This window comes from Sporolituus thermophilus DSM 23256, assembly GCF_900102435.1.
Lineage (GTDB): Bacteria > Bacillota > Negativicutes > Sporomusales > Thermosinaceae > Thermosinus > Thermosinus thermophilus.
The window spans coordinates 1-21,441 of record NZ_FNBU01000015.1 but is presented as its reverse complement, the minus strand read 5'-3'; the positions used below and the strand labels follow the sequence as shown (position 1 = coordinate 21,441).

Genomic DNA, 21,441 nt, shown 5'->3' with positions numbered 1-21,441 from the left:
CCACCCCCTCTATTTAAACCGGACTTCCAACTCTACCGGTTTGGCGCCAGCAATTACATGTTCAGTCTCCTTAATGTGCAGGATAGCCGCTTTAGCCTGAAATTTGGGGCGGGCCATCTGGTCATTGCGCGTCGGCACCGGTGCGGGAGAATCGCCTTTGGCGTACTTGGCGGCGTTGCGGCCGATAGCCCGGTAAGTTGCCAGATCAAGGAGCGGCGACTGGGGAAAAAGCTCCAGATTACTGAGCGGAGGCAGATCCTTTTGGTGTATCACTGTCGTACCCCGCGACTGAATGCCGATAGCGATGCCCGAACCGCTGAGCCTAGTCGCGTCATGAGCGATAAAGGCCACGTCAGAAGTGCGCAGTATCCGCACAACCCTCGCCCGCAATCCTTCTTCCTCGATACCGGCGATCAATTCCCGCAGCACCTTGCTGTGGGGAATATTAACGATGGTTTTGTGCTGGAACTTGGCAAACGCCGGCGCCAGGGCGATTATCACCTCGTCAGTGCGGGTACCCACATGGGCTTCGCCTTTTTCCACAATGGTCATAGCCCGTTCACCTGTTTCTATAGGCGGCACCGGCGGCGAAGACATGCTCTGGAGCACCTGTATAACAATTTCTCGGATTGCCTGTTCGCTTATCTGCATCATATTGCACCTCTTTCCTTCAAATATCGAAGTCTGAAGGTTTGACCGCCTGGTTGATGTTTTTAATCTCGTCCCAACGTTTGGGGCTCAGACGGTAGCCTGTGCCCGGACCGCGGTAGTCATTGCGGTCGTTGACAGCGCTGATTACGTTGAATTTGCTGTCAAGGATAGCAGAGGTGTGAAGATAATCTCCCGAAACGCGCTGTTTCAGCATGCCAAGCACGTTTTCCGCTATATCGTTAAAGCCGTTTTTCGCCAGAGCTTTAACGATATCAAGACCAGTAATTCCCCGTTTCATCATATCGTCAGCAGCTTTAAGGTCCTCCACCACGTTGCGCGGCGGCATATCCTTACTGCCGTGGGCGTAAGTAGCGGCTTCAACCTCGGCGTCGGTAATGGGCGGAAAGCCAAGTTCCCTAAATACCGCCTGAAGCGCCCTCGCCGCTTTATTGCGGACAGCGATGACCTCTTCTTCGGTTACCGGCTTGATGCCGCCGTCAACCATGAGGTCGCGCTGAATGGCATACCAATCATCATAATCTTCGGCATCGACGTTGGAGCCGGCGAACATGTTGTCATAGTTGGGTACGGCACTGTAGCCGGAACAGACAAAATCGGTACCTGGCAGCATCTGCATCAGCAGGCGGGCCGTACGGCGCATGTCGGAATGGGAAAACGTCTGGTCGTTGCCTGATGCCACTTCCAAGTCAAGCATGGCCGCAGCAAGGTTTTCGGCCAGTACGGCGCGGATGCCCGAAGGCACGGCTCCCGGAATTCCGATGCAGCTGATTGAGCCGTTCTGCAGTCCTTGCACGCCGGCGCCCTTAGCAATGAGAATGCACCGCACTTCAAGATAGAGCATTGATTTACCCTCGGCGTAGCCCATCTGGACTTCCGAACCGGTACCGGACGTGAAGCGCATTTTCAAACCCCGCGAAGCATACGCCGAGGCCAGAAAAGCTTTGGACCAGGGTGTATCGTCACCGTCCACGAAGACGTTTTCCGTACCATAAACAGAAATGGTCTCTGCGTAAGCGGTAATGCCGCGCATCCCGAGCAGCAGTTCCGTCGCTTCCTCAAGAGCGCACTGGATAAGCACCCCGCCCCGCCCCGTCTGTGCTCCCACCTGCAGGGCCAGAGCATTAAAGGGAGCATAGCGTACAACGCCTACGGTTGTCTCCATTTCATCAAAACCGCGAATGGCGGCTTCGGCAGCATCCGCGGCAATTTGCACTGGATTATCCTGTAAATTTGTCACGTGGCACTGGTTGGACGGGCGCTTGCGGGCCCTTATTTTCTGCATGGCCATCATCATTTCCACCACATTCATGGTGTTAAGAACCGCCACAATCTTTGCCGGCGTAAGACCGCGGGTAATTTTCAATACTTCTTCCCGCGGCACGTTGACATCTACCAGAAGTTTGGCGATGGCTAGGTCATCCATGGCCATGGCCTTCTCAGCGGCGGCAATGTCTATGGCATAATCGGCAATAAATTGGTCAATAAAATCAAATTCCGCGCGCGGTTTGCCGTCAAGCTCAACGATTTTGCCATTTTCAATCTTAATGCTGGGCACTGGGTCGTTAGGACTGCCCATAGCAATCAGGCCAACTTCCGGCCATTCCACGACAAAGCCGTCCTGGTTTACCGGGCGGGCAGCCAGCGCTTCAAAACGTTTGGAACGTTGCATCGGCCATTCCCCCTTCTTAGATATACGGCGTAGTCAGTGACGGCGCCGGACCGGCCATTGTTTCCAGCAGCTTGCGGCCAACTTCCCGGGCAGCGATAACTGCCTGGCGGACAGCGCCAGAATCGCCGGTGATGGTAATGATGACCTCGTTAGTAAAACTGGTACCCCCCGCCGGACTGGCATAAGTAACAACTTCCACATTAGCCGTTTTAACTGCCGTATCGGCCATCAACACCCCAATGGCCGCTGGAGCGCCGACTACGATGCCAAAAGCTTTGCCGAGAGGAGCGCCAAAGGCCTTGTTAATGGCATAGCTCGCCCGGGCGGTGTACTGGAGCTCAATATGCCCGGCGTCGTTGGCGTAAACGTCGCCAAATGTCCGGTTAAGTTCCTTTAAGGCTACTTCAATGGCACGGCGGGCGTCTGAGACTTCTTCGGCTCCGAAAAGGATGAGACAACCGTGGCCGGCGCCGCCCTTGGTGTCGCGAGCCAATTCGATGGCGACAATCTCTGTGTTGGTAGCCTTGACAGCTTCATCAGCGGCCATGATATGCGGGCCAGCCCCGGTACGTCCGCCCAGAATGCCTATAGAGCGGAAACGTGGGTCAAGTTTCATTTTTTCGTGCAGTATGGGGTCAACATTAGCGATCACCAGGCCAATGGTGTCCCCCATGGCAGTACCGACAAACTCAGTTATGCCAGGCGTCGGGGAAATGCAGGCCGCCTGTTCGCTGCCGGCGGCAGCTTTCGTCTGCGCCGTTTCCATACGCCTTTTAATTTCCTCCATCACTTTGTCAATTAACTGCTCTTGCATATATCTCGCCCCTTTCAATAACCAAAATTATCCGGCTTACTTGACTTTCGGCAGGATTTTTTCCACGTCGGCATGCGGCCGCGGAATGACGTGTACAGCCACGACCTCCCCCACTTTGCGGGCTGCGGCGGCGCCAGCATCAGTGGCTGCCTTAATGGCGCCCACATCGCCACGCACAAAGACCGTCACCAGACCTGAACCGATTTTTTCGTACCCGACTAATACAACATTGGCCGCTTTTACCATAGCGTCAGCCGCTTCAATAGCCCCGACAAGGCCTTTGGTTTCCACCATGCCTAATGCTTCGCCCATAGATTGCACCCCCTTTCGTTTAAAAACTGGCTGAGCTCTTCAATCCCCTGTCCGGTCATGGCCGAGACAAAGAATATTTTATCCCGGACACCGGCGGCGCGGAGGCGGGATGCCGCTCTTGCGCTGTCAGCGCCCGGCAAGTCAATCTTGGTAACAGCGCCGACAACCGGCCGGGCCAGCATACCGCCAAAGCCTGGCGGCAAGCTTACTTCCCGGGTGGACGCGTCTTGGACCAATATGACCAGCGCCGCATCCATGGCCGTTACCAGCAGCGCCGGATAAAACCTGGGTATTTGCGAATACTCTCCAGGGGTGTCGATTATGTCACCGTCGAAAATGATGCTGGCAGTCTTACACGCCGGCCGCTGATAATCCCGCAGGGCATTAACAAGCGTTGTTTTGCCGGCCCCTACCGGACCGACAATCATTACCTTTGCCATATCATGACCGCGTCAGGCGGGCGGCGGTAAAGCCTAGCCCTTTGGCCAGCATGTCGTTTACCTGAACCAGCGCAGCTTCAACGGCGGATACTGCGCCGCAGACTACCAGCGAACCGGTAAACCGGTCCAAGAAACCGACTTGCACCGCCGCCGTTTTGGTCGCAATATCAGCGGCGATAATAGCGGCCTCGCAAGGCGTAATTGTTATTATGCCGAGCGCCCCGCTCAGAGGCAGGCCTAATTTTTCGCATAATTCTTTTCGCGGATTGGCAATAAGGTGGGCCAGCGTTACCTGCTTACCCGGCACATATTCCTGGATTACCCGCGGTTTTTCCGCCAACTGCGCCACCTCCAATAGAATAACAGCGCTGCTATATGCTGATAGCATTTAGTCATATCCCCTTGTCCATCCTTGGCCCATTTTTGTCTTGTTTTCAGAATTTTTTGTCTGGAACGTTTTCCTGGCCCGCAACCAGTCCGGCTATCGTTGCAGATAAAACAAAACAGCCAGACAATATTGCGGCCAACAACAAAAAAAGACCAGGCAATACCTGGTCAAATCCGGTTACGCTAAGTATTCTGTTTATGTATTGCACTTAATTGCCGCCACTACTCAAAATATTGCCCTTACCAGTATTGGTGCGGTATTGGTTGGGCGTCATTCCTGTTTCCTGGCGGAATACCCGGCTAAAATAGCTGGCGTCATGATAACCGACTTCCATGGCAACCCGGGTGATGCTGAATTGGGTGTCCCTCAGCATTTTTTTAGCTTTCTCCAGCCTTATCGCAGTTAAGTACTCTACAAAGTTTTTGCCAGTTTCTTGTTTAAACAGCCGGCTAAAATAATAAGGACTAAGATGAACAGTCTGGGCGACTTCTTCAAGAGTCAGGTTGTGTCGGTAGTTCTGGCTTATATACTCACAGGCTTTATTAATAACCCGCCGGTTTACCGTTGAGCGGTTTTCCAGCATATTATCAAAATATTGATCAACAGCCTCCAGCAACCAGCGCTGAACAGCCTCCGGGGACCGACATTTTTCCAGCGCATTTATGGAATCGAAATTAAGCAATATGAGTTGTTCAATGCTGGCTCCGCCTTCTACGGCAGCCCGTGACAATACTACCAGAAGTTCCAATACACTGGCCTGGACGCTCACCATACTGTTACTTCCGGCCACAATCTCATCCAACAGCCGACAAATGGCTGTTTTGGCAGCATGGCGTTCACCGCAGCGTACTTTGTCGAGAATAGTCTTTTCAATATGGAAAGGATAAACCACCGACCCGGCTACATGGTTGGGCAGTCGCTCAATATGGATTACCCGGTTTGTCCCCACAAAGAAACCCTGGCGTACGGCGGCCAGCGCCTCAGTATAAGAGCGTCCGGCATCTTTAAGGTTCTGGTAGCAGCGGCCCACACCAATAGTCACCGTCAGGCCCAGCGCGGAACTTACCTTGTCCCTGATAACTTCAGCCGCAGTGATGACCGCTTTAGTCATTTGGTCACTGTTTAAACTGCTGTCAACGCTTATAATAACTACCAGACTGTCACTGCTGAACGGCATAACCAGCCCAGAACTGCCAATAGCCTGACAAACGGTGTGATAAACCTGTTGCTTTAAGAGCTGCTTATCAAGTTCACTGTCATGCCTGGTTAGACGGGCAAAATGGTCAATATCCAGAACCATGGTGGCTACAGCATCAAGCCGCACTCCGCAAAGGGCGGCCCGCTCTCTCACTTCGTCAGCACTGACGATGCTGCCGGTCATCAAGTCATAGACCAGCGACATCTGGATGTACGGAATGGCCTGCTCAAGTTGGCGGCGTAGTGCAATAGTCTCCGCCTGCCGTCTTTTTTCTTCTCTTACCTGGTCAGCTACTTTGTTAAGCACCCGGACCAGCTCGTCCGGGCGCACCGGCTTGAGCAAATATTCAACGGCGCCAAGCTTGACAGCTTCCCGGGCATAATCAAATTCATCAAAAGCTGTAAGAATAATTACTTTGACATCCGGCAGCCGGCGGCAAATTACAGCCATAGCCTCAAGGCCGTTCATGCCCGGCATGCGGATATCCATCACTACCATGTCCGGGCGCTGTTGAACAGCGGCCTGTACTGCTGTCTCGCCATTGTCAGCTTCTCCCACCACTTTTATCTCCGGACAGCGGGTATGAACCAAAAACTGTATAGCTTGCCGCTCCAAATGTTCATCATCGACTACTAATAGTTTGCACATCCTGGTTACCACCTTCAACAGTATAAGGTAGAAGAATTTCTACCCGTGTGCCTTTCCCGGGTTGTCCGGCAATTTTTATGCCGTATGGACTGCCGAAATGATGTCTAATGCGCTTATGGACATTAATAATACCCAGTCCGGTGACATGGCCGTGCGTATTTCCACGTTTTTCTTCCTGAAAAATTCTGTTGACCTGTTCTTGGCTAATACCAATACCTGTATCGGTAATAGTTAGCAACAGGTTGTTCCCCTCGGCGTACCCGGACACAATAATCTGGCCGCCGCCTTTTTGCGGCTCAATACCATGGATAATTGCATTTTCTACAAAGGGCTGCAGAGTCATAAAGGGTATCTTGTTGTTCAAAAGTTTTTCGGGAATTATGATTGATGACTTGATGCGGTCGCCAAACCGAGCCTTTTGGATCAGGAGGTAATCTTGAATATATTTGACCTCTTCCCGAACAGTCACCACCTGCTGGTTATTACGCAGGCTAGTCCGTAATAAGTCAGACAAAGCATAAACAATTTCCTGAGTGCGCTGAGCTCCTTCCAGCAAAGCCAAACTGGCAATCGTATTTAAAGTGTTGAACAAAAAATGAGGGTTTACCTGAGACTGCAGAGTTTTGAGCTCCGCTTCTTGCAGCATGCGTTCCAGCTCAGTCTTGGCCTTCATTTCTGCCATTAACTGTTTTTGAATAATATTGGTCATGCCAATTTCAATTATATAATTAGACATAATGTACAAGAGGTCGGCGGCTGCTTTTACCCGCCTTGCCGGGACAGCCGAAATTTCGGCATACAGCTCATCAACCAGCCACATGTCCAGCCCCAGGCCAGCAGCCCGCTGGCGTACCTGCCCTATGGCATCATAGGTAATATCGTCGGACACTACTACCTGCCCGGCCAGAAATGCTCCTATGTATTGGCCTTGGACAATAATAGGAGCCGCGAGGTCGGTAAGACCGCTGTGACAGTGGTATATACAAGGCTGCTGCGTTTTGGCAGCTATCCGTCCGGCCTGTGCATCCGAAGCCATGCAGCGGGCCAATCCCGCCGGTACCGAACGGACAGTCTTGCAAAACCTGGTAAAATTGCTGGGGTTGGTCACCGGCCAGCCTTCGCTATCCACAATGACAGCCGCCAGACCGGTGGCTTCGGCAAACTTATCTTGTATTTCCTGAAGCACTTTCACATTGACAATTTCGTCCAGGGAAAAACCGAGATGCTTTTGCACAGCCACCCCCCTGCTTTCAAACCATTTAACAGACTTTTCCATTTAGTATTGGCTGCAGGGAGGAAAATTCCTGCCTGGCGCCTGCCCGGGAATGATACCCGGGCTAACCGCCGCTGGCTACGCCGGCCTCGTCGAAAGTAGCCAGCTCATTCCATTGATAATTATACAGGCAGCCTCTACCATGCTGATACGGAGGCACTCTTTCCTACAGTGAGTTTCGTTCATTAGCCTGCTAAACCAAAAACCCCAGCCATTAAGGCTAGGGTTACAAAAAATTTATTGACCATACTATCCTTCTGGCATTGCCTCTGATGCGGAGGCAATGCCAGATAGGCAACTGGTCATTGCTATTCCTGCACCTTCCCGGAAAAAGTACGGTGGGTTGCAGGCAACTCGCCGACTACAGTGGCGCGACCGCGGCGTTTTCAAGCCGAAACCTGTCCGTTTTCTTCCCTATTATCCTCTCGAGTGAGAGGTACCTATCTGGTGGCAATATTCAGTTTTCTTCTTTGTTATTCCCTTAAACCGGCCGAATTCCTGCCAGGTCCGGTATTCCCGGCAAAATTGGAATAAACGATAGCAAAACATTTATGGCCCGACAAATGGTTATCCGATGTGTGAAAGAAATATGGTCATTTTTCCTATTTCATTTAAGGAACCAGGTTGTTCGCTAGTGTTTTAGTTAGTTGGAAAAAGAATTTTTTTCTGCCCGTTATGCCATTGAACAATCATAACTTGTTTGACGGCTTGCCCTTTGCTATCAAAAGTAGTAGGGCCTTGGACGCCCGGCAGGTCTTTCGTTGCCGCTAAAGCATTGCGTAGCTCGCTGCGGAAACTGGCAATATCCTTTTGGTCACTCATTTTTTCCATTGCCGCTTTGGCAATGTAGACGGCTTCATATATAGCGGCGGCAAACATATCGGGGTCAACGCCGAATTTAGCTTTATAAGCTTTAACGAAATTCTGGGCCAGCGGGTTAGGAGAATTGCTCTCGAAATAACTGGTAGCGATTAGACCTTCATTGGAGCCACCTGCGATATTATTGTAGTCGTATGAAGACAATCCTCCATAACCATAAAGCTGTGCCTTAATACCCAATTCTTTGATTTGACGGGTAATCTGCGAGCCTTCAGATAAATTGCCACAAATAATGATCGCATCGGGCTCGTAGTTTTTGACCTTGGTTAATTGAGCATAAAAATCAGTGTCGCCGATACTGTACGTTTCGGTAATAACTTCTCCGCCTTTTTCCTTGATAAATGCTGCGGATGCGGTTGCCAGTCCTTTGCCATAGTCGGTGTTTTCATGAATAATAGCAAATTTCCGTTGTTTAGTATTATTGAAAATGTAAGTCATCAACTGGGTCGCTTGCATAGGATTGGTGGCACAGTTACGGAATACCCACTTGTTGCCGCTTTCCGTTATCTCAATTGCCACTGCTATGGGTACCAGCATCGGGACTTTTTCGCGATCAATTATTTTCATGTCGGCCAGCGTGGTAGAGCTGTTAAACGTACCAATGAGAAAAGCAACTTCATCCTTTGTTATTAATTTTTCGGTAGCAGACACTGACTGAGCAGGTACCGAGGCATCATCCTCAAAAATCGGTTCGAGCATCCGCCCCTTAATGCCACCGGCTTTATTAATTTCTTCCACGGCAAGCAGTACACCCTGCTTCATGCTTTGGCCCGGCTTAGCGTTAGGTCCTGTATAAGGGCCAATTACACCGAATTTGATTGGCGCCGTTTTGGTTCCTTGCGAAGCAGAAGAACCGCACCCTGCGGCCAATAAAGCAAGTACCAATATAGTAGCGAGTGCAAAGCAAATTTTCTTTAGTATTTTCCCATCCATTATCATACTGACGTTTGCCTCCCATCTTTGTCGTCATTATTCGCCTAAATAAGCTTTTTTTACATGTTCGTTATGCAACAGGTCTTTCGCGCTACCGCTCAAACTAATATAGCCTGTTTCCATTACGTAGCCGCGGTGGGCAATTGTGAGAGCCTGGTAGGCGTTTTGTTCAATTAGTAATATAGTCACCCCTTCTTTGTTAATCATTTGGATGATTTCAAAGATTTTTTCCATCAGGAAGGGCGCCAGTCCAAGTGACGGTTCGTCAAGCAACAATAGTTGGGGTCTTGACATAAGCGCTCTGCCAATCGCCAGCATCTGTTGTTCGCCACCGGAAAGAGTACCGGCAAGTTGCCAGCGTCGTTCGGCCAGAATAGGAAAATAGTCAAAAACCCGTTGGTAATCTTCGGTTAGCTTATGACGATCCTTTCTTGTATAGGCGCCCATTTCGAGGTTTTCCATGACCGTCATCCGAGGAAATACCTGCCGCCCTTCAGGACAATGGCTAATTCCATGCCGGACAATATCAGGTGGTTCCAAATTTCCGATGGACATACCTTTATAACGAATCGTACCGTCGGTCGGTTTGACAAGTCCTGAGATCGTACGCAAAGTAGTCGTTTTGCCCGCACCGTTTGCCCCGATAAGACAGACGATTTCACCCTGGCTTATCTCCATGTCTATTCCTTTTAGAGCCCAAATTTTGCCGTAGTGTACGCTAAGATTGTTAATGCTAAGCACTATCCTTCACCTCTTTCCTAAATAGGCTTTAATCACCTCTTCGTTACTTTGAATATCGCGTGGACTACCCTCCGCAATCTTTTTGCCGTAATTTAACACAGCGATGCGGTTGCATAAATTCATTACCAGTTTCATGTCATGCTCTACCACTAAAATCGTAATACCCATATCTCGGATCTTCAGAATAAAATCCATTAAGTCCTTTGTTTCATGTGGGTTCATTCCGGCTGCCGGTTCATCCAGCAACACTAATTTCGGCTCTGACGCCAGCGCCCTAATAATCTCTAGTTTTCGTTGTAATCCGTAAGGCAAGTTTTTGGCAATTTCATCTTTTAGATGGTCCATACGGAATAAAACCAAAAGTTCATATATATACTGGTTTGCATATCGTTCCTCAGCCGCTTGCCGTGATGTGTGGAACATGTCATCCCATAATACCTGCCGATAACGACAGTGTCGCCCGACCTGAATATTTTCCCAGACAGTCATATCGGCGAAAAGGCGAATGTTTTGGAACGTCCGGGCCACACCGGCCTTAGTAATAAAATCAGGGCGTCGACGGGCAATATCTGACCCTTCAAAAAGAACCTGTCCTGTGGTAGGTTTATACAATCCAGAGATTATATTAAATATGGTTGTTTTTCCTGAGCCATTCGGGCCAATCAACCCGATAATATCTCCGGCCTGCACTTTCAAATTAACATGGTCTACGGCGGTCAGTCCGCCAAATTTCATAGTGAGGTTAACACACTCAAGCAGCATAAATCAGACCTCACTTTCAACAGGTTCAGATATCTCCTTTGCCGAGCCACGGCATACAGGCGCTGGTTTTTCACTGGCAACGAAAAATTTGCCGATCTTTTCTCCCGTCGCTGTCAATAAACCGGCAAAGCCGCTTGGTAAATAAAGGATAATAATAAACATTAATAAGCCATAAATAATTAAGCGATAGTCGGCTAAAATTCTCATAGTTTCCAGAAGATAAGTGATTATTACTGAGCCCAAAATGGGACCAATAATTGTCCCCATGCCTCCGAGAACCATCATAACAAGAATGTTTATCGCTTCGCCGAGCGTAAATGTATCTGGGCTGATAAAACGAATATAGCCGGCATACAGTGCTCCTGCAAGTCCGGAAAGAGCAGCTCCTCCGGCAAAAGCCAATACCTTATAGAACGTAAGATTTATCCCCATCACTTCAGCAGCAATCTGGTCATTGCGAATAGCCCGCAATGCGCGACCTACGCGCGAATTAATGGTATTGGAATACACTACAAGTACCAGGAGCAGAACAGTCAAGTTTAAATAATAAGCGGCTACCTTGGTATCAAACGCAAGAACGGTAAAACCAAGCGAGATGGGATCAGGCGCCGGTATGCCCGGGAGACCATTGGGACCGCGCGTAACTGATTCCCAGTTAAGCAATATCAGACGGACTATCTCGCCAAAGCCAAGCGTGGAAATGACAAAGTACGGGCCTTTCAATCGTAGCGTCGGAATTCCGATTAGAATAGCGATAAGTGTAGCACACGCAATCCCTAACGGGGCAGCTAGCCAAAAACTTATTTTTTGCTGCAGCATCAACAGCGCTGTTGTATAACTGCCAATACCGAAAAAAGCGGCCTGAGCAAGAGAAAGCTGACCTGTATATCCGGCAATAACATTCAGACCGAGGGCCAGTAGAGCATTTATCAGGCTTAATATGGCAATATGCAGGTAATAGGTTTTGATGCCGAGGTACGGCAACGCCAATACCGTAATAACTGCGCTTCCGGCGACCGTCCGCTTTACCGTTTTATACATCCTTACCACCTACACTTTCTCAACAGAATGGGAGCTGAACAATCCCTGCGGTCGAAAAACTAGGACAATAATCAAAATGATAAAAGCAATGACATCCTTGTAGTAAGAAGAGAGAAAACCGGCTGCCAGGCTTTCAGCAAGCCCGAGCGTAAATGCGGCCCAAATGGCCCCAGCAACATTGCCTAAACCACCTAAAATTACGACGGCAAAAACTTTAGATATAACGGCTAACCCCATTTGTGGCGATACTAAAAAAATTGGGCCGACCAGAGTACCAGCAGCTGCAGCTAATGCGGCACCAATGGCACATGTAATGAGTGAAATATTATTGATGTTGATACCCATCAATTTAGCAGCATCCTGGTTCTGTTCACAAGCCCGCATGGCTTTGCCAATTGTTGTTTTTTGAATAATGTAATTGAACACAATAATAAGGCCTATTGTTATGAAGAATACCAGGAGCCGCTGGAGGGTAATTGATATGCCTAAAAAAGATAGGTAAGTGTTTGAAAATTCGGTAGGAAATCGCAGCGGGTTAGGACTGAATATGACAATAGCCGCATTCATCAGAAAGATGGAGATGCCCAGTGTTCCGATTATCATATTCATTTCATGTGCATCCCGAAGCGGGCGGAAAACCAACCGTTCCATCATTAGCCCAAACAAGGCCATTATTCCCATTGCCCCCATCAGACCAATAATGAACGGTAATTTAAGACTCACTACCAGATAGAAGCCGATAAAAGCACCAAGCATATACAATTCGCCGTGGGCCCAGTTCACAATACCTAGGATTCCATATATCATCGTAAGCCCCAGTGCAATCAGCGCATAGGTGCTGCCTAACACTAACCCGTTCACAATTTGTTGAACCAATTCCTGCATAATCTTGCCTCCCTTCCCTTATACCATTTTTTACTGTTGGAATTATTATACCAATAAACAACCGTATTTTCAAGTATTTATGCATGTTGTTTGTATAAATATGCGGAATGCTATATGAATTTTTCTCTTGTTCTCGGAGACAATAATCTTTGCGACACCTAAAACTGTAACTTGCAGGAGGCGAAGCAATATGCGGAACTCAGGTGAAACTATTGACAAGGACAAGCAGAATACGGCCAAGGCCTCGCAATTTGTAAAGCCTGAAAATACTAACTTCAAAAAAAATAAATAGATATAAGCTTCTGTTAAATGTGGCGCATGACTTTTCCCATTAGTTTTTAGCTTATTTAGCATCCAAGTTTAAAGCAAAACAGCGAGAAGGTTACCCTCTCGCTGTTTTTGCTGGTGAAGCGTTATTTTAACACTATGTCACCGGCACTACGCAAAAACTGTTGTCCATCACCCTGTCGACATAGAACACAGTATCCAAGTTCTAAAGACCGCTCCCTAAGCATAAGCGGTATCGCAGCCTGCCCTAATTTATATCCATGCTTCAGCCCCTGCCGCTGTCCCAGGAGATATCCTATTAAAAACAACCCGAACATAACGAACAATGCTAAACTTACCGACATATTTTGGCCTCCTGACAGCTTAATAGCCCAATATAAAAAGCTGCTGTTCCAAATAAAACTGGCAGAAAACGGTCTCCACCAAGCCACCAGGCTGCCGTAAAAGCCAACCCAGCTACAAGGAGACATTCCATAATTCCCAGCCGGTAAGCCCAGTTATGATAGCCCGCCCGACGGTCGTTATAAATGTCAAGACAATCATCAACTAGTTGTACACCCAAAATAAAAAGTAAAGAAAAAACCATATTTGACCATTCAAAAAAGAGTACGCCTAATCCAAATACGATAAGGGACTCTTGCCATCCTTTAAGCCGTGTCGGGAAATTATGATCAAGATTGATGAACATGCCAACTATATAGCTAGCTAAAAACAACGGCAAACTAACCGAAGCATTGATGCATGCGGCGAAAACGATAAGAATTATTGCATAGACCATTGCACCGCTCCCTAAAAATTCGCTCCAGTTCGTTCTTCCGGCAATCCGGTCCAATTCCTGATCAAGAAAGTCGTCGACAAGCTTAACCGCCGCGGCGCATAAGACTACCGCTACAACAGTAACAACGAAATCAGAGATTGCGGGCCACATATGCCTTCACCTCTTTAAACCCCTGAGAGTAGAGGGCTGATATAGTAATTATCAAAGCCTCCGGGAAATAGTCCTTCAGTTTCGGCAGGTTATTTTTCGCTATGATTAAATCTATCTTATTAGCAAGGAGTACATAGTTACCCCGTGCCGTACCATATGTATATATTTCCCAGTCGATATTGTTGTCCTTGCTCGCTATAACTTCCCCCGGGAAGTCAGCGGCATCAATAATATGGAAGATTAAATCGGCCGTCCGCATGAGACCGATTGTTTGTGCCATACCGCGACGAATACTTTCATCCGCATGAATATGTTCGGTAATGCCACATGTGTCAGTCAACTTAAAGTTGACTGTTGCCTTGCCGACCGGCATTTTCAATATCATTGACTGTATGGAGCGCGTCTTGTGGGCCGTCAAACTACAAAGTTCACGCCGCGCTTCCTCAATTGTATAGTGTCGGCAAGTTAGCAGACCATCATAGGTGCGAAAAGTAATGTCTACTGTCTTGCTACCAAGAAACGCGGCAAAATTCAAGGCAAACATGGTCTTCCCAGAGTTCGGACGTCCGACTACAGCACATTCGCGCATAATTACACCTCCGCTAAATCAGCGGCTTCAATCGTCATAAGCTCTTCACGGGTAGTGTTCGCCTTCACTACCAATCGAACTGCCTGCCGTCTGATTGCCTTTTCAATGATGTTACGAACCGTGCGGGCGTTGCCGAAATTTTCGTCGCTATTTTTCGTAGGAGGTACAAGCATTTTTTCCAGTAAAGCCTTTGCTTCCGGCGAGAGCTTATATTGCCGTTTGGCGCACATTTGTTCGGCGATTTGCATTAATTCCTGCTTTGTATAGTCGGAAAACTCAATATGTATAGGAAAACGCGACCGCAGACCAGGATTTGTTTGTAAAAATTGCTCCATTTCTTTTTGATAACCGGCTAGAATTAGGATAAGCTGGTCCTTTTTATCCTCCATTGCTTTTACCAGACAGTCAATTGCCTCTTTGCCGAAATCTTTTTCGCCTCCCCGTGCCAATGAGTAGGCTTCATCAATGAAGAGAATTCCGCCATAGGCTTTTTTCAATTGTTCACGCGTCTTTTGGGCCGTATGGCCAATATATTCGCCTACTAAATCCGCCCGTTCAACTTCGATAAGATGTCCTCGGCTCAAAACGCCCATCTCCCGGAAAACTTTACCCATAATACGGGCAACGGTTGTCTTGCCTGTTCCAGGATTGCCTTTAAATATCATGTGTAAAACAAGCGGATCGGTAATTAAATGTTCCTTTTCTCTTCGCTTTTGGATTTCGATAAAGGCATTAATTTCACGTACTAGTTTTTTTACTTCTCTTAGTCCAATGAGACTATCAAGTTCACGCATAATTTCCTCGACCCGTTGGTGGGCCGCGCTACCGTCCTGACGCGATGCCGGTAGGATAGACTGATCCATGTCACGCAAATAGTGAAAAGCATCTTTGGGTGAAAGATGACCGTTTTCAATAGCGGAAAGTACATCTTGAGGCCAAAGGTACGACATTCCTTTCACCTCACCTCGGGGTATCGATGATTACATTATATGCACTCGCCGATAAACGGTGATAAAAAATGCTCTAAGCTAGAAAGCTTAGAGCATTTTCGCTATTTTTCCGTTTTTGGTTCTTCCTTTTTCTCATGCAGCCCGGGGGCAAGAGGCTTAAACGGTGTAATGGTGGAAATGGCATGTTTATATACCAACTGTTGTTTGCCCTCATTTTCCATTATCACGGTAAAATTGTCAAAGCCCTTCACTAAACCGCGAAGTTGAAAGCCATTGACAAGGTAGATAATTACAGGTACGTTTTCTTTGCGGACTTGATTTAGAAAACTATCTTGAAGGTTGATGACTTTAGTTGTCATGTAAGCAACTCCTCCGTCTGCATGTTTTTTACTATTTTATTCTACTAGAGATAAAACTTTCCTGCAACTAGGCTGTAAATATATTCCATCAATTTGTCGTAATCAGGGAAATGGTCGATCTGCACCCAGTGGATATAAGGCATCTTGCGGTACCATGTGAGTTGGCGCTTGGCAAAGTTACGCGTCCCTTTTTTTATTCTCTCTATTGCTTCGGGTAAGGTAATTTCCCCCTTCAAATAAAGAACTATTTCCTTATAACCTATTCCCTGCATGGCCTGGCATTCCGGAGAGATACCAGACTCTAATAGATAGCGAACCTCATTAATCAACCCGCGTTCTACCATTAGATCGACCCGCTGGTTAATTCGTTCATAAAGACTGTTCCTGTTCATATTTAACCCAATAACAAGCGCATCATAGATTAGGTTTTTTTCACGGGCAAGTTTCTCCTGGGAAACTTCCTCGCCACTCAGGTGGTAAATCTCCAGGGCCCGAATAATGCGGCGCCGATCATTGGGGTGCAGGCGCGCTGCCGTTGCAGGACTTACCTGGGACAGCATGTTGTACAAATATTGATTGCCGTGAATGTCCGCCATTTGTTCAAGCCGCAAGCGGAACATTTCATCGCCAGCGGTTCTATTAAACTTGTACCCTTCAAGAAGCGCTTTGACATAAAGTCCTGTTCCACCAACAAGAATAGGTATTTTACCTTTGGTATTCACTTGGGTTATATAGTAAGATGCCAAACGCTGAAATTCGGCTACGCTGAATTCTTCCTCGGGACCTAGAATATCAATAAGATAATGTGTAATCCCTTGCCTCTCCGCGAGCGTTGGTTTAGCTGTACCAATGTCAAAGCCCCGATAAACCAGCATAGAATCACCGGATATGATTTCAGAAGCCAGCATCTTCGCCAAATCAATACTGACCTGCGTTTTGCCAACGGCAGTCGGACCAATAATGGCAATCAATCGCTCCATGGTCGTCCTCCGGCACTAGGTTCAAGATCGATAACGCCATACTGAATACTACTGTGCTTGCCGCCTATCAAGGTTTTAAAACCTAACCGTTCAAATTCAGCGCTTCCGGCAGCCTCTTTCATTACAACCCGTCGTTTTGCTACTCGACAGGCGGAAGCAATAGCGCTGCTTGTCAGCGGATTGTGGTTAGCCAGATAACGAAGCGGTCTTAAGCTAGAACTGGTATAAACCGGACGACGAAACATAGGGTCAAAATAAACGACATCAAAACTATTATCCGGCAGAGCGATCAGGTATTCTTCATAGTTTCCCTGCTTGACCTGGATGCGCCGCAAAGCACCATTTATCTCGCTGTCGCCGGCGTCAAAATTCTCTAACCCCCAACGCGCAACCATCGCTATTATAGGTGAGTGCTCTAGTCCCACCAATAAACCGTCTTTTCCCAAGACAAAACTGGCTACAATGGCATCGGTTGCCAACCCAAGGGTACAATCAAGTACCGACATGCCTTTTTCTAACTTCATGGCAGTTATCATATGGTCATGTTTACCATTTCTAAGATTTTTTATACGCAGTTCGGCCATGCTTAAATGAAAAAAATATTCTCCACCGGGAGTGTGTACCACCGGCCCATTTCGGGTAACAACAATTATATGGTCGACATTATACTGCTTTTTAAGGGTAGTAAGCGAAGTACGCTTTTTTGGCACAAACAAGGCGCCCAATTCCGTCGCAATTTTGTGACCAGTTTCCAGCATTGCCGTCGTCGGGCTGTCAGATGTTGTCACTAGTAATTCCATGTCTCACCTTATTTATTGACGTTTAAACATTTTGGCCAGGTCGTCGTCGGTAAACCGCACGATTGCCGGTCGACCATGAGGGCAAGTATAAGGACGGTTAGTAGAACACAATTCGTCAATAAGCGCCTGCATTTGGCGCATATTAAGATTTTCCCCTGCTTTTATCGCACTGCGGCAAGCGGCAGTCTGTAAAAAAATATGCCGGATTTCGTGGGCCTTAGGAGTTTGCATATTATGAAGAGCGCCGAGAATTTCGCGCAGCAAACCTTCTATCTCCGTTCCCGGAATATCGGACGGAGCTTCAAGTAAACGCATTGAGCGCGGGCCAATTTGTTCAAGACGAAAGCCCAATTCATAGAAGAGCGGCTCATTTTGCAGAACCAATTCGATATCCCGCTCATCAAGGGCAACAACCCGCGGTACCAACAATTGCTGCGCCGGCGCCCGGCCAGCGCCTTGCGCAAGATGTTCATATAAAATACGCTCATGGGCGGCATGCTGATCAATAATGTATAATCCGTCACTACCCGCAGCCACTATGAAGCAGTCACTAATTTGACCAAGGGCACGCAAGGCCAAACTTGATCGGCCAGGTGTATCTTGGTGCAGGCCGTAACGTACCGCCGGCAGCTCAGTCGCGGATTGCATGGTTTCTCGGGCCGTTGTAACCGGTAGTGTCTCTTCCCGCCATAAAGCTTCACCGCTTTGCCTGGGTGCATATAGTACGGGTGAAACAGGCCTTTTTTCGGTTGGTCTGCTTATTTCTCCTGCAGGCTTCGCCGGTGATGAGACTGGAAGAGAAACTGTGGCGGCAATCTGTTGTGGCCCTTTAGCCGCTTGTAAAGCTGATAACACAGCTTTGTAAACTGCTCGAAACACAGCCTGTTCATCACTAAATTTCACTTCACTCTTTTGCGGATGGACGTTAACGTCTACCTTGTCAGATGGAATGACAATCTGAATAATTGCCAGCGGAAAGCCGTTCTTGGGCAGCAGCGAGTGATAGGCGTTATCCAATGCTTTGGACAGCATGCGACTGCTAATGGTGCGCCCGTTGACCGTCCAGGTTTGCCATTGACGCGAACTTTTTACAAGATGCGGTTTGCCCACATAACCTGTGATGTGAATATCTCCATCACTATAATCCAGCGGCAATAGTTCTGCTGCCGCTTTATAGCCGTACAAGCTTGCTGCCGCATCTAAAAGGCGGCCGGTACCGGTTGTCGCCAGTACCTGACGTTTATTATTTATTAGCTTTATGGCAATATCAGGTCGCGCAAGCGCAATCTTGCCTAAAATATCATGGATATATGCACTTTCGGTAGCAGGGGTTTTGAGAAATTTGCGCCGTGCGGGCGTATTAAAAAAAAGATCGCTGACGGTGACGGTAGTACCGACGTTCCTGCCGGCTTCACGCATATCTGTTACCTGGCCGCCTTGAATTTCAATGTAAGTTCCTATCGGTTCAGAATGCAGCCGGGTTGTCAGCGTAAAACGGGAAACCGCGGCGATACTGGGTAAAGCTTCGCCGCGAAATCCCAGCGATTGGATGTTATATAAATCATCGGCTGTACGAATTTTGCTGGTTGCGTGGCGTAATATGGCCAATCGGGCGTCAGCTGCGCACATGCCGATGCCGTCATCCGAAACCCGGATATAATTTATGCCGCCATCGACGATCTCTACTTCTATGAAATGACTTTGCGCATCAATAGAGTTTTCCACCAGTTCCTTTACTACCGAAGCCGGTCGCTCTACCACTTCTCCGGCAGCAATCTTGTTAGCGGTGGTTTCGTCCAATACCCGTATAGTAGTGATCATCGGCCACTACCTTCTTTCGCCATTTTTTGCAGTTTGAACAAAATATTTAAAGCTTCCAGCGGTGTAGTCGTCATTATATCTACTTTCAGAAGCTCTTCAATTATTGGGTCGGAAAAAAGGGACAAGTGAGCCTGGGAAGCAACAACCGAATTAGTAGCCGCTACTTGAGTAACTGCCAAAGCGGGCGAGTGATGTTGCTCCAGTTCCGCTAAGATTGTCTGGGCCCGCTCAATCACTTTTTTGGGAAGTCCAGCCAGCCGGGCAACATGAATACCATAACTTTTATCGGCCCCTCCCGGTACAATGCGCCGGAGAAAAACTACTTCGCTGCCGCGCTCTTTCACTGCCACCGTGAAGTTTTTTATTCCTTTTTTTTGTTCAGCCAGTTCCGTTAGTTCATGATAGTGAGTAGCAAACAGGGTTTTAGCCTTAATTTTGTCTTTGATATATTCAATAACGGCACGGGCAATACTCATGCCATCGAACGTTGAAGTGCCGCGGCCAATTTCGTCAAGAATCACCAAACTGTTCGGTGTTGCATGTTTCAGAATATGAGCCACTTCATTCATCTCGACCATAAAAGTGCTTTGTCCTGTTGCCAAATCATCACTAGCGCCCACACGGGTAAAAATACGATCTACGGGCGTAATCGCCGCTTCTCGGGCCGGAATAAAACTACCTACCTGGGCCATAAGAACAAGTAGCGCTACCTGCCGCATATAGGTCGATTTACCAGCCATGTTGGGCCCTGTAATAATCATTACTTCACAGTCTTGGTGATTTAATTCCGTATCATTGGGAACGAAAACCTCACGATCCAATAAGCGCTCGACTACCGGGTGTCGGCCATCGCGAATAATAATCTCGCGATTATTGGTAATTGTTGGACGGCGGTAATTGTAGCGGGCAGCCGCCTCACTCAGGCTAATAAGGCAATCAACAATAGCTATCTGCCGCGCGGTTTCCTGAAGGTTAGTTATGTGCTTTTTTACGTAATCTCGTACTACTGTGAACAAATAGTATTCGATTTGAACAATTTTTTCCTGAGCTCCAAGGACTTTTGTTTCAAATTCTTTAAGTTCTGGTGTTATGTAGCGTTCGGCGCTGGTTAGAGTCTGTTTACGGATATATTCCGATGGCACGGCTGCCCGATTGGCGTTGGTTACTTCAATATAATAACCAAATACCTTGTTATAGCCAACCTTTAACGACTTGATGCCGGTACGCTCTCTTTCCCGAGCTTCGAAAGCCATGAGCCACTGTTGACTATCCTGAGCAATTTCCCGTAATTCATCTAGTTCCTGGTTATAACCTGCTTTAATAATTCCTCCGTCCCGCACGGAATGTGGAGGATTATCTACAATTGCCCGATCAATTAAAGCAACAATATCTTCGTATGTTTCCATTTTTGCGCCAATCTCGCCAAGCAGCGCTGACTGCATGGATTGGACATGTAATTTAATCGTCGGTAAACTACTTAATGACTGTTTTAGGGCAATCAAATCCCGGCCGTTTGCTGTTCCCACCTCAGCCCTGGTAACGATACGTTCGAGGTCGTAGATATGACCCAACGTCTCCTGCAGTACTTGTCGAACCCCCGGGTTCGTGAGCAATTCGTCAACCGCATCTTGGCGGCGGATAATTTCATGGACGGAAAGCAGAGGATATTCCAGCCATTTCTTGAGGAGTCTTCCTCCCATCGCTGTTTGGGTAAAATCTAATAGGTTCATTGTAAAATGAAATGCAACAGCAAAAGATGAAAAAAGGACTCCCACGTAGAATTCCGGTATGATGAGGGGACTCAATCCAAACCATACAGGAGGGTTCTGCCATGGAAGTCCAAGAACAGTGTACCACATCTGCACGGTCTTTTGAACACCTAAATGCCTATGAGCGCGGAATTATCAAAGCACTTTTGGGTGAGAAGCGCTCAATACGCTATATAGCACGGCAACTTGGCCGTCATCCAAGTACGATTTCACGCGAAATTAAGCGGGGTACAGTTAAGCAGCGACGCTCCGACCTTACTGAATATGAGGCATACTACCCCGAAACGGGACAAGCAGTATAC

21 protein-coding genes and 1 pseudogene are annotated in these 21,441 nt (G+C 47.8%); 1 reads left to right on the top strand and 21 read right to left on the bottom strand.

The window, feature by feature from the left end:
- Positions 1 to 9: 9 nt before the first annotated feature.
- The 21 genes and pseudogenes from BLQ99_RS09655 to mutS all read right to left on the bottom strand — a co-directional run.
- Positions 10 to 654, bottom strand: coding sequence for a propanediol/glycerol family dehydratase medium subunit (locus BLQ99_RS09655; RefSeq protein ID WP_281240884.1), 645 nt, complete (start codon positions 652 to 654; stop codon positions 10 to 12).
- Positions 655 to 670: 16 nt separating this feature from the next.
- On the bottom strand, positions 671 to 2,341 hold the full coding sequence (locus BLQ99_RS09650) for a propanediol/glycerol family dehydratase large subunit (RefSeq protein WP_093690452.1): 1,671 nt from the start codon (positions 2,339 to 2,341) through the stop codon (positions 671 to 673).
- 16 nt (positions 2,342 to 2,357) lie between these two features.
- A complete protein-coding gene (gene pduB, locus BLQ99_RS09645) occupies positions 2,358 to 3,155 on the bottom strand; it encodes a propanediol utilization microcompartment protein PduB (RefSeq protein WP_093690450.1) in 798 nt (265 codons plus the stop codon).
- 36 nt (positions 3,156 to 3,191) lie between these two features.
- Positions 3,192 to 3,467 carry a propanediol utilization microcompartment protein PduA gene (pduA, locus tag BLQ99_RS09640; protein ID WP_093690448.1) on the bottom strand — a complete coding sequence of 92 codons (276 nt, stop codon included), beginning with the start codon at positions 3,465 to 3,467 and terminating at the stop codon, positions 3,192 to 3,194.
- A complete protein-coding gene (locus BLQ99_RS09635; protein WP_093690446.1) occupies positions 3,452 to 3,907 on the bottom strand; it encodes a EutP/PduV family microcompartment system protein in 456 nt (151 codons plus the stop codon). The genes pduA and BLQ99_RS09635 overlap by 16 nt, the downstream gene beginning before the upstream one ends.
- Before the next feature lies 1 nt (position 3,908).
- Positions 3,909 to 4,247 carry an ethanolamine utilization microcompartment protein EutS gene (gene eutS, locus BLQ99_RS09630; protein ID WP_245690409.1) on the bottom strand — a complete coding sequence of 113 codons (339 nt, stop codon included), beginning with the start codon at positions 4,245 to 4,247 and terminating at the stop codon, positions 3,909 to 3,911.
- Positions 4,248 to 4,503: 256 nt separating this feature from the next.
- A complete protein-coding gene (locus tag BLQ99_RS09625) occupies positions 4,504 to 6,141 on the bottom strand; it encodes an AraC family transcriptional regulator (protein ID WP_093690442.1) in 1,638 nt (545 codons plus the stop codon).
- Positions 6,116 to 7,375 carry a sensor histidine kinase gene (locus tag BLQ99_RS09620; protein WP_245690407.1) on the bottom strand — a complete coding sequence of 420 codons (1,260 nt, stop codon included), beginning with the start codon at positions 7,373 to 7,375 and terminating at the stop codon, positions 6,116 to 6,118. The genes BLQ99_RS09625 and BLQ99_RS09620 overlap by 26 nt, the downstream gene beginning before the upstream one ends.
- A 678-nt stretch (positions 7,376 to 8,053) precedes the next feature.
- Positions 8,054 to 9,232, bottom strand: a complete 1,179-nt coding sequence (locus tag BLQ99_RS09615; RefSeq protein ID WP_093690438.1) for an ABC transporter substrate-binding protein — start codon at positions 9,230 to 9,232, stop codon at positions 8,054 to 8,056.
- A 30-nt stretch (positions 9,233 to 9,262) separates the two neighbouring features.
- Positions 9,263 to 9,967, bottom strand: coding sequence for an ABC transporter ATP-binding protein (locus BLQ99_RS09610; protein ID WP_093690436.1), 705 nt, complete (start codon positions 9,965 to 9,967; stop codon positions 9,263 to 9,265).
- Between the two features lie 6 nt (positions 9,968 to 9,973).
- Positions 9,974 to 10,729, bottom strand: coding sequence for an ABC transporter ATP-binding protein (locus BLQ99_RS09605; RefSeq protein WP_093690434.1), 756 nt, complete (start codon positions 10,727 to 10,729; stop codon positions 9,974 to 9,976).
- A 3-nt stretch (positions 10,730 to 10,732) separates the two neighbouring features.
- Positions 10,733 to 11,719 (bottom strand): branched-chain amino acid ABC transporter permease, encoded by a 987-nt coding sequence (locus BLQ99_RS09600; RefSeq protein WP_171904645.1) that lies wholly within the window; start codon positions 11,717 to 11,719, stop codon positions 10,733 to 10,735.
- Between the two features lie 60 nt (positions 11,720 to 11,779).
- Positions 11,780 to 12,655: a branched-chain amino acid ABC transporter permease gene (locus tag BLQ99_RS09595; RefSeq protein ID WP_093690430.1), complete on the bottom strand. Its 876-nt coding sequence runs from the start codon at positions 12,653 to 12,655 to the stop codon at positions 11,780 to 11,782.
- Between the two features lie 622 nt (positions 12,656 to 13,277).
- Positions 13,278 to 13,871, bottom strand: a complete 594-nt coding sequence (locus BLQ99_RS09585) for a hypothetical protein (protein WP_093690426.1) — start codon at positions 13,869 to 13,871, stop codon at positions 13,278 to 13,280.
- Complete coding sequence (locus BLQ99_RS09580; RefSeq protein ID WP_093690424.1) at positions 13,852 to 14,460, bottom strand: GTPase; 609 nt, start codon at positions 14,458 to 14,460, stop codon at positions 13,852 to 13,854. The genes BLQ99_RS09585 and BLQ99_RS09580 overlap by 20 nt, the downstream gene beginning before the upstream one ends.
- A gap of 2 nt (positions 14,461 to 14,462) precedes the next feature.
- Positions 14,463 to 15,410 carry a stage V sporulation protein K gene (spoVK, locus tag BLQ99_RS09575; RefSeq protein WP_093690422.1) on the bottom strand — a complete coding sequence of 316 codons (948 nt, stop codon included), beginning with the start codon at positions 15,408 to 15,410 and terminating at the stop codon, positions 14,463 to 14,465.
- 101 nt (positions 15,411 to 15,511) lie between these two features.
- A complete protein-coding gene (hfq, locus tag BLQ99_RS09570) occupies positions 15,512 to 15,769 on the bottom strand; it encodes an RNA chaperone Hfq (protein WP_093690420.1) in 258 nt (85 codons plus the stop codon).
- Positions 15,770 to 15,813: 44 nt separating this feature from the next.
- Positions 15,814 to 16,749 carry a tRNA (adenosine(37)-N6)-dimethylallyltransferase MiaA gene (gene miaA, locus BLQ99_RS09565; protein WP_093690418.1) on the bottom strand — a complete coding sequence of 312 codons (936 nt, stop codon included), beginning with the start codon at positions 16,747 to 16,749 and terminating at the stop codon, positions 15,814 to 15,816.
- Positions 16,737 to 17,549: a class I SAM-dependent methyltransferase gene (locus tag BLQ99_RS09560; protein WP_093690416.1), complete on the bottom strand. Its 813-nt coding sequence runs from the start codon at positions 17,547 to 17,549 to the stop codon at positions 16,737 to 16,739. Before BLQ99_RS09560 ends, miaA begins: the two co-directional genes overlap by 13 nt.
- 12 nt (positions 17,550 to 17,561) lie before the next feature.
- Complete coding sequence (gene mutL / locus BLQ99_RS09555) at positions 17,562 to 19,370, bottom strand: DNA mismatch repair endonuclease MutL (protein ID WP_245690405.1); 1,809 nt, start codon at positions 19,368 to 19,370, stop codon at positions 17,562 to 17,564.
- Positions 19,367 to 21,097: pseudogene (mutS, locus tag BLQ99_RS09550) on the bottom strand (DNA mismatch repair protein MutS); the annotation flags it as partial. The pseudogene mutS and the gene mutL, both read right to left, overlap by 4 nt.
- A 104-nt stretch (positions 21,098 to 21,201) precedes the next feature.
- On the opposite strand from mutS, the gene BLQ99_RS09545 reads away from it, so the two are divergent.
- On the top strand, positions 21,202 to 21,441 hold a 240-nt coding region (locus BLQ99_RS09545), incomplete at its 3' end, for a helix-turn-helix domain-containing protein (RefSeq protein ID WP_143005893.1).

Excerpts from the sequence above, each read along its gene's own strand:
- BLQ99_RS09655 (WP_281240884.1), bottom strand. The coding sequence starts at position 654 with ATGATGCAGATAAGCGAACAGGCAATCCGAGAAATTGTTATACAGGTG.
- BLQ99_RS09650 (WP_093690452.1), bottom strand. The coding sequence starts at position 2,341 with ATGCAACGTTCCAAACGTTTTGAAGCGCTGGCTGCCCGCCCGGTAAAC.
- pduB (WP_093690450.1), bottom strand. The coding sequence starts at position 3,155 with ATGCAAGAGCAGTTAATTGACAAAGTGATGGAGGAAATTAAAAGGCGT.
- pduA (WP_093690448.1), bottom strand. The coding sequence starts at position 3,467 with ATGGGCGAAGCATTAGGCATGGTGGAAACCAAAGGCCTTGTCGGGGCT.
- BLQ99_RS09635 (WP_093690446.1), bottom strand. The coding sequence starts at position 3,907 with ATGGCAAAGGTAATGATTGTCGGTCCGGTAGGGGCCGGCAAAACAACG.
- BLQ99_RS09625 (WP_093690442.1), bottom strand. The coding sequence starts at position 6,141 with ATGTGCAAACTATTAGTAGTCGATGATGAACATTTGGAGCGGCAAGCT.
- BLQ99_RS09615 (WP_093690438.1), bottom strand. The coding sequence starts at position 9,232 with ATGATAATGGATGGGAAAATACTAAAGAAAATTTGCTTTGCACTCGCT.
- BLQ99_RS09605 (WP_093690434.1), bottom strand. The coding sequence starts at position 10,729 with ATGCTGCTTGAGTGTGTTAACCTCACTATGAAATTTGGCGGACTGACC.
- BLQ99_RS09595 (WP_093690430.1), bottom strand. The coding sequence starts at position 12,655 with ATGCAGGAATTGGTTCAACAAATTGTGAACGGGTTAGTGTTAGGCAGC.
- BLQ99_RS09585 (WP_093690426.1), bottom strand. The coding sequence starts at position 13,871 with ATGTGGCCCGCAATCTCTGATTTCGTTGTTACTGTTGTAGCGGTAGTC.
- BLQ99_RS09580 (WP_093690424.1), bottom strand. The coding sequence starts at position 14,460 with ATGCGCGAATGTGCTGTAGTCGGACGTCCGAACTCTGGGAAGACCATG.
- spoVK (WP_093690422.1), bottom strand. The coding sequence starts at position 15,410 with ATGTCGTACCTTTGGCCTCAAGATGTACTTTCCGCTATTGAAAACGGT.
- hfq (WP_093690420.1), bottom strand. The coding sequence starts at position 15,769 with ATGACAACTAAAGTCATCAACCTTCAAGATAGTTTTCTAAATCAAGTC.
- miaA (WP_093690418.1), bottom strand. The coding sequence starts at position 16,749 with ATGGAGCGATTGATTGCCATTATTGGTCCGACTGCCGTTGGCAAAACG.
- BLQ99_RS09560 (WP_093690416.1), bottom strand. The coding sequence starts at position 17,549 with ATGGAATTACTAGTGACAACATCTGACAGCCCGACGACGGCAATGCTG.
- mutL (WP_245690405.1), bottom strand. The coding sequence starts at position 19,370 with ATGATCACTACTATACGGGTATTGGACGAAACCACCGCTAACAAGATT.